Here is a 9,604-nt window from a genome sequence, read left to right on the forward strand (position 1 = left end):
GACGCCCCTCTGGGCGGAGAAAGGGGATTTAAATGCATTGAATGTACCCAACGGTACGCACCTCCGGCAGCTGCATTCCCCGGTGCTATGTGCTCTGTCGGCTGGATCAGGGCTCACGTTCACTGCCTCGCCACCTTCCTCTATCATGTGGATGACGGCACCCAGCCCTCTCCCTCTTTGGAAGAAGGGGCATACATTCAAAAGGTCATGGAACGCGCCTACGAATCCGACGCCAAAGGCGGCGCTTGGGTTAGCATTGACTGAGTTCGCAGCAAACTTTTAAAAGACGGCCTGCGGATGTTCCTCCGCAGGCCGTCTTTTCTACGCTAAAAAATCTAGGCCAGGTTTGAAATAGGAAATTCCGTCAATGATGATTCATAGAACAACATATAATCATACATTTTCCATTTGATTACGCTAACACCACATGATGAAATAACCGTTGCGGCGGAGAAAGGCTGAGCAATATGAAGGTTGACAACGAACTCAAACAAAGCATTATTGACTGGATCGATGTCCACAAAGAGCAGATGATCCGAGACATCAACACGTTGGTCTCCATCGAAAGTGTTTCCACAAAAAGCGAGGGGGAGCATCCTTTTGGAGAAGGGCCCGCGCGAGTATTGGACGCCGCCCTGGAAATGGGAAAAGATTATGGCTTTCGCACCCAGAACCACCAGTACTATGCTGGAAGTATCCTCATGGGCAATGGTCAGCGGGAGCTTGGCATTCTCACCCACCTGGATGTGGTTCCGGCTGGCCCCGACTGGGAATATGAACCCTTTCACTGTACCCTTAAGGATGGTAAACTCATCGGCCGCGGCGTTGCCGACGACAAAGGGCCTGCGGTAGCAGCCCTTTATGCCATGCGTTGTCTGTATGAGCTGGCTGTCCCCATGGTCCATTCTGTCCGGCTGATTATGGGATGCAGTGAGGAAACCGGCAGCGCTGATATGGCTTATTATGTAAAGCACTGCAAAATTCCCGACTTTTCCTTCGTCCCGGATGCGGAGTTTCCCGTCTGTAACGGAGAAAAGGGAATCCTATCGGCCGATTTGGTCGGCCCTCAGCTTTCTGATAAAATCGGAGAACTTTCCGGCGGCGAAGTTTCCAACGCTGTAGCTGCCCATGCAAAAATCACCCTCAAAAACCAATCTATCGACCAGGTTCTGCAAAAGCTAGGGGATAGCAAAGGAGATCTGGTTGTCGCGGAAGGCCCTTACGGCGTCACCATCTCCGCCAAGGGGATCCCCTCCCATGCTGCATTTCCCGAAGGCTCTGTCAACGCCATCTACAAGCTGTGCAAGGCTGTGGTAGACTGCGGCCTTGTGGAAGGAGACGACAAGGAAGCTCTCGCTTTTGTAGTAAAGGTATTGGAAACTACCGACGGCGCAGGCCTTGCCATCAAATCCCGCGACGATATTTCCGGGGAAACCACCTGTATCGGCGGCCTGCTCAGCGTTAAAGAGGCTCGGATTGTCCTCAATGTCAATATCCGCTACTGCATCAGCACTGATTCCCAGCAGCTGCGGAACAAAATATCCCAGACCTGTGAGGAACACGGATTTTCTATGGGCGACTGCTTTGAAAGCAAACCTCTGTATGTCCCCGCAGATCATCCTGCCGTAGCCTTTCTCACCGAAACCTACAATGACCTGACCGGCCAGGACCTAGCTCCCTATGTAATTGGCGGCGGTACCTACGCTAGGGAGATGCCAAATTCGGTTGCATTCGGTGCCGGACGGCCCGGCAGCATGCTCCCCACCGAAACCGGCCGAGGCGGTATGCATCAGCCTGATGAATCCATTGCCGTAGAGGATCTGGTCAATGCAGCCAAGGTCTACGCCATTGCTCTATTGCGCCTTGACGGCATTGATTTTACCGCCCAGTAATTTTATTAAAAGAGGAAAACAATATGAGAAAAATTTGCGTACTGGGAAGCATCAACATTGATACCACCTATTATGTCTCCGCCCTCCCCCAGGTGGGGGAAAGCGTGGTTCCCACCGGACGTTCCAGCTCCCCTGGTGGCAAAGGCTTTAATCAGGCTGTTGCGGCCAGGCGGGCCGGCTGCCAGGTTTCCTTCGTGGGAAAATTGGGGCCTGATGGCAACTCCCTTATTGACCTTCTGTCACAGGAAGGCATTGACCACAGCTGTACCTTCCAAGGCTCAGAAATTCCTACCGGTTCCTGCGTCATTATTACCGATCAGGAAGGTCGGAACATGCTTCTTGTAGACGTGGCTGCCAATAAGGCTATAACTGCTGCAGAAATAGAAAAGTCCTATCCGCTCATTGAAGGGTGTGACATCGCTGTGACCCAGCTGGAGACCAATATGGAAGCTGCAACCCTCTTTCTGGAGCACGCCAAGGCCTGTGGGAAGGTCACTGTCCTCAATCCGGCACCGGTGACAGATCTGCCCGATGCGCTGCTCAAAAGCACCGATATCCTGGTGCCCAATGAAACGGAGCTTGCCTATCTGATCGGCGCTCCGGTCACCGATCACTATCAGCTACTATACAGTAAAATGGCTCCGTTTTTTGATGCGGGAGTGAAATTTTTCCTGGTGACCCTTGGGGATAAGGGCGTTCTGCTCTGTGACCGATATGGGTTTGACCATCTGCCCGCCCAAAAGGTTGCCGCCGTGGACACGACTGCGGCGGGTGATTCCTTTATCGGCGCTTTTGTCTCTCGGATCAGCTTATCCTCCTGGGAGGATCGCGCTTTCCTTCACCCAGCCATCAGCTATGCGCAAAATTTCGCTGGATATGTGGTTCAGCACCCGGGAGCTTATCGTTCCATGCCCCCTGTTTCGCTCGCGGATTCATTTTGACGCTACATAAAAAGGCCCGGGACATTTGTCCCAGGCCTTTCGCCTTATTCCAGGCCATTATCAGCTCTATATTTTGCCAAAAGCAGGTCTACAACCCGGCCGTAGCTCTGTACCCCGTCCGTCTGATTCTGGGCCTTGAGGTAAGTATCATTGATATTGTCGGCGATTTCCGCCACCTGGCCCTCAAACTGCTCCCAGTAAGAGTTGTTGGCATCAAAATCCCGCTGTGCTTCTTCGCAAAGGTTGCTCATCAGCTGGGTATGTAGCTCTGGATCAATGTCAAACAGAGCGTTACCTGCGTAAATCATCGCCATTGCCGCTCCGGAATACTGAACCCTGACATCATCAGAGGCAGAGCAGCAGAGATAAGCGATGAAATTCGCCTCATCCTCCCGCATAAATCCGGCTAGATGGGACAGCTCATGGGCAGCGCTGAAGGGAATGCTGTAATGGGCCACGTCCCCGTTAATGTTGGCTTCAAAGGTAAAGGGGAAGAAAAATCCAACTAGATTCGTGTAAGACATATAGTGAGAGCAAAGTAATGGTTTGGGCAGTGCGTTCACATTGTTGATAAAGTCTGTGCCCTGAGAAAACTCTCGGTATTCATCCCGCATGGTTTGCGCCATATCGGATACTGAGCCATCAAAGGTCATAATCCCGTTTTCGTCCTCTGGCACCTGGGCCCGCAGCTCGTTGACTTCCTCGATAAGGTCCTCTACTAGGGCCGCCAGCTCCTCTTTGGAGGATTCCCGCACCTGAAGCCCCATCAGATCCGATACCGGATACCGGTGATAATTGATAGAGCAAAACAGGGTCAGCAGAAGAAACAGGCAGGAAACAATTGCGCAGAGATTCATCACTGCCTTATAGATCCGCAGCTTTCTCCCCTCTTGGTGGCGGACCGCTTTCACAATGACCACAATAATATAGACGAGCACCGCAATGATGGCCCCGGGCGCCAGCCATTCTACCAAAGAAAATGGCACCAAAGAAGTGATAAAAGAAATTCCCCGCATAAATACAGGGTAAATATGGGTGACATACCATTCTGCAAAGACGTGTCCTGAAGATGCTATAGCAAGGAGCAGCAGAGCAATTGGAATCCCCAGCAAAAGCCACATCCTTTTGAGGGCATAGGGGCTTTTCAAAAAGGATCGAATCTTGTTCATCTTACAATAATACGATGGTAACCCCATCGTTTCTCCTTCCATAGTCGCTGTCTTGGGAAAGCCAGGGCAATCTGGCGACTGCATCCCGGGCAGCCACCGAATAGGAGGAAAAATCCTCCCCATAAATAATCCCTTTAATCCGCCCTAGTCTCCGCTTATTCTGAAGCTCACTTCTAGCCTTTGTCCGGATACCTCCACCCACGCCGCTGGAACCGTAGCCGTGGATAACTTTGGCCGCTTTCATCCCTCTGCCCCGGGCGGTAGAAAGGCCCATATTCATCCGGCGGATCGCCTCTTCCACAGTGGGCATGCCCCGCTCAATATTGATAATTTCCATCTTACTCATGATACACATCCCTCTAAAATAAAAGGCCCCGATTGGGCTTATTTTTTCTTTTATTTTATCACCCTGGAAAAGGGGACGCAACGCAAGAATGTGAATACACTGCGATAAAACCGCAAAAAAACCATGAATTTCCCTTTTTCACTCTGGCAAAGGGAGAAAAAAACTGCTATAGTAATAAAGTAAAAATCATTGAGAAGGTGAGTTCTTGCGATGGTAAAATCGAAGCTCTTTGTGCGGATCCTCTGTCTGATTCTGGCCGCCGTCTTTGTCATTTCCATGATGGGGGCTGCATTCACTACCCTGTTTTAATCGATTTTGTCCCAGGCCCGGAGAATATCCGGGCCTTTTTATTGTCTTTTTTGAATGTTCACTGGGGTATTGACAAATCTACTCATAGAGTATACAATAAAAATACACCCCACGGGGGTATTGTGTTGCGAGGTGATCTCAATGAAAGAAAAATTCGATGTAACCGGTATGACCTGTTCGGCCTGCTCGGCGCATGTGGAAAAAAGCGTCCGGGCCCTTTCCGGGGTTAAAGAGGTCAGTGTCAACCTGCTGCAAAATAGTATGCAGGTAGAATATGATGAGTCTGTCCTAAGTGAGGGGGACATCATCAAAGCTGTGGAACATGGAGGATATGGCGCCGCTCCCCATCAAAAGCAGGGACAGGCAAAGCCCCTTTCGGGAGAAACGCCCACCAACAGCGCAAAGGAACAGACCAAAGCCATGAAACACCGGCTGATTTTATCGATCTGTTTTCTCGTTCCTCTGATGTATATCTCCATGGGGCATATGATGGGACTTCCTACCCCTTCTTTTTTCCATGGAACCGAGAATGCGCTGATCTATTCCTTCACCCAATTTCTTTTAACCCTTCCCGTCATCTATCTGAATCGTAAATATTATCAGGTTGGATTTCCCGCCCTCTTCCGTGGAGCTCCCAATATGGATTCCCTCATCGCCATCGGCTCCTCGGCCTCGTTGATCTACGGTATCTTCGCCATTTATCAAATTGGCTGGGGTCTGGGCCACGGCGATTTGGATCTGGTGAACAGCTACAGCATGGACCTCTATTTTGAGTCCGCCGCTATGATTCTGACCCTCATCACTGTGGGGAAATTCCTAGAAACCCGCTCCAAAGGAAAGACTTCGGAAGCGATTGAAAAGCTGATGAATCTGGCGCCTAAAACCGCCACTGTCATCCGCGACGGCGAAGAGGTTCAGATCCCGGTGGATGATGTCTTGGTCGGCGATATTGTAGCAGTACGTCCTGGTCAAAGTGTACCGGTAGACGGCGTCATCTTGGATGGTAGTTCCGCTGTGGATGAATCTGCCCTGACCGGAGAAAGCATTCCGGTGGAAAAAGGGCCTGGCGACAAGGTCATTGCCGCTACCATCAACAAATCAGGCTTCTTTACCTTTAAAGCAACCAAGGTGGGAGAAAACACCACCATCTCTCAGATCATCCAGCTGGTGGAGGATGCAAATGCCACCAAAGCTCCCATTGCCAAGCTGGCCGATAAGGTCAGCGGTGTGTTTGTCCCTGTAGTCATCTCTATCGCCATTCTTGCCACCATTGTATGGCTGTTGGTAGGCGAACCCTTTGACTTTGCTCTTTCCATTGGTATTTCCGTTCTGGTCATCTCCTGCCCTTGTGCCTTAGGCTTAGCTACCCCTGTGGCAATCATGGTGGGCACAGGCAAAGGTGCCCAAAACGGTATCCTATTTAAATCTGCAGAAGCCCTGGAAACACTGCACAATGTTCAGACCGTAGTACTGGATAAAACCGGTACCATCACCCAGGGAACTCCCTCAGTTACCGACGTTATTCCCGCGTCCGGCGTTACATCAGAAGCTCTGATTGCTATCGCTGCGGCCCTGGAACGTCCCTCGGAACATCCCCTGGCCCAGGCGGTAATCACCTATGCTGATGGACACAACGCCCCCCTACTCTCCCCACAGGATTTTACCGCAGTTACCGGCAGCGGTGTACAGGCGGTTGTCAATGGTACCCTTTGTCTTGGCGGTAACCGCAAGCTGATGGAGGAAAACGGTATAGATCTGGCATCTTTGGAGCAGCAGGCTGATGATCTTGCCAATGATGGAAAGACGCCCCTTTTCTTCGCTGCGGATGGAAAGGTTCTCGGCCTGATTGCTGTGGCCGACGTAGTTAAGCCCACCAGCAAGGCAGCCATTGACGCCCTGACCCATATGGGCATCGATGTCATTATGCTCACCGGCGACAATGAGAGAACCGCACGTGCTATTCAGCGTCAGCTCGGCCTCTCTAACGTCATTGCCGGTGTGCTTCCGGCAGACAAAGAAAAAGAGGTCCGCCGGCTTCAGGAATCTGGCAAACGGGTGGCTATGGTGGGGGACGGCATCAACGACGCCCCGGCTCTGGCCCGGGCGGATGTAGGAGTTGCTATCGGCGCCGGTACCGACATTGCTATTGAATCCGCCGACGTTGTACTGATGAAAAGTGACCTACTGGATGCTGTCACCGCCATTGAGCTGAGTAAATCCGTTATCCGCAATATTAAGCAAAATCTATTCTGGGCTTTCTTCTACAACGCTATCGGTATCCCTCTTGCAGCTGGCGTCTTTTTCAGCTTTCTGGGCTGGAAACTCAGCCCCATGTTTGGCGCCGCCGCCATGAGCTTGAGCTCTGTTTGCGTTGTCAGTAATGCCCTGCGTCTCAAATTTTTCAAACCCCGGCACGCGGTACCCGCTTCTGCTGGAGAAGATAGAAACATGATTACAACTACTGTGGAAAAAGGAGAAAAGACAATGAAAAAAGTAATCACAATTGAAGGCATGATGTGCAACCATTGTACTGCCCATGTAGAGAAAGCCCTCAACGCTATCGACGGCGTCAGCGCTGTTGTCAGCCTGGAGGACAAAAACGCAACCGTCACCCTCTCGAAGGATGTCAGCGATGATGTTCTGACGCAGGCAGTGACAGACGCCGGCTATACCGTCGTTTCCATTGCCTAAGGAGGGGTTCCATGAAAGCGGATCATAAGCAGATTGTCCGTCTGCTCAAAACCGCCCGCGGCCAAATCGATGGTATTTTGGGCATGGTGGAGGAAGATCGGTATTGTATCGATATCTCCAACCAGCTGATGGCCACAACATCCATCCTGCGCAAGGTTAACCGGGAAATTATCAAGGCCCATCTTTCCGGTTGTGTCAAAGAAGCTTTTGAACACGATGATGAGTCGCTCAAAAACGAGAAGATTGAGGAAATCATCTCCATCTTTGAGAAGCTGGATAAATAAGGGGGATCAAATGGACTACAAAAGCATTCATGATTTGCCTCGAGAGAAACTGCTTGAGCTCTGCACCAATTTTGCAAAAAACTGGTTAGCTATGGATGGGCTCTGGTTTCAAGCGGTAGAACGGGATAGCGGCATGGACAAAGCCATGGAGCACGATTATACCGTTTGGGAACAGTTTACCCAGATTGAAGCCCGCAGGATAAAAAAATTGTTGGATCTGCCGGATCGCGCCGGTCTGGAGGGCTTGGCACAGGCATTGGCTTTCCGCCTCTATGCGTCTCTCAATGAAGACAGCATCGTCATGGAAGGCAACACTCTCACCTATCGGGTTCACAATTGCCGTGTACAAAGCGCTCGATCCCGAAAAGGGATGTCTCTTCATCCCTGCAAACAGGTTGGTATAGTGGAATACGATGGTTTTGCAAAGGTTATCGATGATCGCATCACTGCGGAAGTGGTCAGCTGTTATCCCGACATCACTATCCCTGACTGTGCCTGCGTTTGGAAGTTTACCCTCCACCTCTGATTAATAAAAAGCTGTATGGCCTCGGCCATACAGCTTTTTTCTTTGGAGAAAGTACCTATCTTCTCCTTCTTCTCTTGTCAAACTCGGGATTAAAAGCATAGAAATTTTTGCTGTCCAGATGATCTTGGGTGGTTCGCAAGGCTTCACCGAAACGCTGGAAATGAACTATCTCTCTTTCTCGAAGAAATTTGATAGGATCACGTACATCGGGGTCATCAACTAAACGCAAAATATTATCATAGGTAGTTCTCGCTTTTTGTTCTGCTGCTAAATCCTCTGTTAGGTCTGTAATCAGATCGCCTTTAGACTGGAAATACATAGCGCTAAAAGGGGTGCCTGAGGCTGCAATGGGATACAGCCCCGCAGTGTGGTCAACAAAATAGGTATCAAACCCTGTTTTCTTAATTTCGTCTATCGTCATATTACGGGTCAATTGATGGACAATGGCACAAATCATCTCAACATGGGCTAGTTCTTCCGTACCTATATCGGTCAGTGTTGCTTTGACTTCATCATAGGGAACAGAATACCTCTGCGCCAGATACCGTTGACTTGCCGCCAATTCTCCGTCTGGCCCACCAAATTGGGTGATGATCACTTTTGCCATGGCGGGATTGGGCCGGGAAATTTTTACTGGGTACTGTAACTTTTTATCATAAGTCCACATATGCTACGCCTCCTCGTCAAGTTCCCAGGGCCAGGGGCCGTCAATCCAGTTCCACCGGTTTCCTCCGGCAAAATCTGTATGAGTCAGCGGTCCATACCTTTTGACATACATTTCTCTTGCTTCTCTTTGCATATCTAAATATTTTTGATAGCATTCCAGGGCTTCTTTATTTTGAGGATTATTGTCCAAAAAAAGGGCAATTTCCTGCAAAACAAAATCGCAGATGCGCACCCGGTTTAAAAGCACCTTTCTGTCATCCACGGGGGAGCGCCTCCTCTCCGATAAATGGGAGGTCTAAATCCCTGAAAAACGTGCCGCGGTTGAACGCTACCTCAGGTTCATATAAGTTACCCCAAGGCTGTCTTGGTACATAGGCCATGGCCAGGGGCGCATCATTGCAAAAAATGGGATCACGGACCGGATGAGATCCGTTGTTCATATCTGTCAAAGTAAACCCTCCGTTTGCATATGATCTGCGCAACCATTTTAGGTTGCATCCATGTCTTTGAAGAAAGCATGCTTTCATTCCATAGGGACATGGAAAAGCTAAGACGGAATGTCCGTCTTGCTACAATCTATGGTCGTTTTGCAAACAGGGTTCAATGCCAGTTTGAAGTCTTTTTATCCTTTGCCTATAAACCCTGTCTAATCTTTCCTCCTTTTACTACTCGACTATCCAAATTGCGTTAAAAAAATTTTTTATCTTGAGTAGAGCCGAAAACAAAAAGTTAACCGTCCTCCTCAAAATGGAAAAGGGAATGGAGAAATCTCCATTCCCT

11 protein-coding genes are annotated in these 9,604 nt (G+C 49.9%); 6 read left to right on the plus strand and 5 right to left on the minus strand.

Going from position 1 to position 9,604, the window contains the following annotated elements; all coding sequences use genetic code 11:
* From ACZ25G_RS01015 to ACZ25G_RS01025, 3 genes are all read left to right on the plus strand, one after another.
* The coding region (locus tag ACZ25G_RS01015; protein WP_463681230.1) for a hypothetical protein at positions 1 to 264 on the plus strand (264 nt) is incomplete at its 5' end.
* Between the two features lie 203 nt (positions 265 to 467).
* Positions 468 to 1,892, plus strand: a complete 1,425-nt coding sequence (locus ACZ25G_RS01020; protein ID WP_463681231.1) for a Sapep family Mn(2+)-dependent dipeptidase — start codon at positions 468 to 470, stop codon at positions 1,890 to 1,892.
* Positions 1,893 to 1,915: 23 nt separating this feature from the next.
* Positions 1,916 to 2,833, plus strand: coding sequence for a ribokinase (locus ACZ25G_RS01025; protein WP_463681232.1), 918 nt, complete (start codon positions 1,916 to 1,918; stop codon positions 2,831 to 2,833).
* A gap of 44 nt (positions 2,834 to 2,877) precedes the next feature.
* On the opposite strand, the gene ACZ25G_RS01030 is transcribed toward ACZ25G_RS01025, so the two are convergent.
* A complete protein-coding gene (locus ACZ25G_RS01030; RefSeq protein ID WP_463681233.1) occupies positions 2,878 to 4,002 on the minus strand; it encodes a DUF3810 domain-containing protein in 1,125 nt (374 codons plus the stop codon).
* Position 4,003: 1 nt separating this feature from the next.
* Positions 4,004 to 4,348, minus strand: coding sequence for a hypothetical protein (locus ACZ25G_RS01035; protein WP_191481944.1), 345 nt, complete (start codon positions 4,346 to 4,348; stop codon positions 4,004 to 4,006).
* Between the two features lie 450 nt (positions 4,349 to 4,798).
* Between ACZ25G_RS01035 and ACZ25G_RS01040 the strand changes: the two genes are divergently transcribed.
* The 3 genes from ACZ25G_RS01040 to ACZ25G_RS01050 are packed head-to-tail and all read left to right on the plus strand — an operon-like array spanning position 4,799 to position 8,158.
* Positions 4,799 to 7,348 carry a heavy metal translocating P-type ATPase gene (locus ACZ25G_RS01040; protein WP_463681234.1) on the plus strand — a complete coding sequence of 850 codons (2,550 nt, stop codon included), beginning with the start codon at positions 4,799 to 4,801 and terminating at the stop codon, positions 7,346 to 7,348.
* 11 nt (positions 7,349 to 7,359) lie between these two features.
* Positions 7,360 to 7,632 (plus strand): metal-sensing transcriptional repressor, encoded by a 273-nt coding sequence (locus ACZ25G_RS01045; RefSeq protein ID WP_191481942.1) that lies wholly within the window; start codon positions 7,360 to 7,362, stop codon positions 7,630 to 7,632.
* A gap of 10 nt (positions 7,633 to 7,642) precedes the next feature.
* Entirely contained in the window at positions 7,643 to 8,158 is a 516-nt protein-coding gene (locus tag ACZ25G_RS01050) for a DUF6125 family protein (protein WP_463681235.1), read from the plus strand.
* Between the two features lie 55 nt (positions 8,159 to 8,213).
* Here ACZ25G_RS01050 and ACZ25G_RS01055 read toward each other — a convergent pair whose 3' ends face one another.
* From ACZ25G_RS01055 to ACZ25G_RS01065, 3 genes are read right to left on the minus strand one after another with little or no spacing between them, the layout of a single operon-like run.
* Entirely contained in the window at positions 8,214 to 8,825 is a 612-nt protein-coding gene (locus ACZ25G_RS01055) for a manganese catalase family protein (RefSeq protein ID WP_463681236.1), read from the minus strand.
* Between the two features lie 3 nt (positions 8,826 to 8,828).
* On the minus strand, positions 8,829 to 9,086 hold the full coding sequence (locus tag ACZ25G_RS01060; RefSeq protein ID WP_191481939.1) for a spore coat protein CotJB: 258 nt from the start codon (positions 9,084 to 9,086) through the stop codon (positions 8,829 to 8,831).
* On the minus strand, positions 9,079 to 9,351 hold the full coding sequence (locus ACZ25G_RS01065; protein ID WP_463681237.1) for a spore coat associated protein CotJA: 273 nt from the start codon (positions 9,349 to 9,351) through the stop codon (positions 9,079 to 9,081). The genes ACZ25G_RS01060 and ACZ25G_RS01065 overlap by 8 nt, the downstream gene beginning before the upstream one ends.
* Between the last annotated feature and the right edge of the window lie 253 nt (positions 9,352 to 9,604).

Source organism: Zongyangia sp., assembly GCF_965361945.1.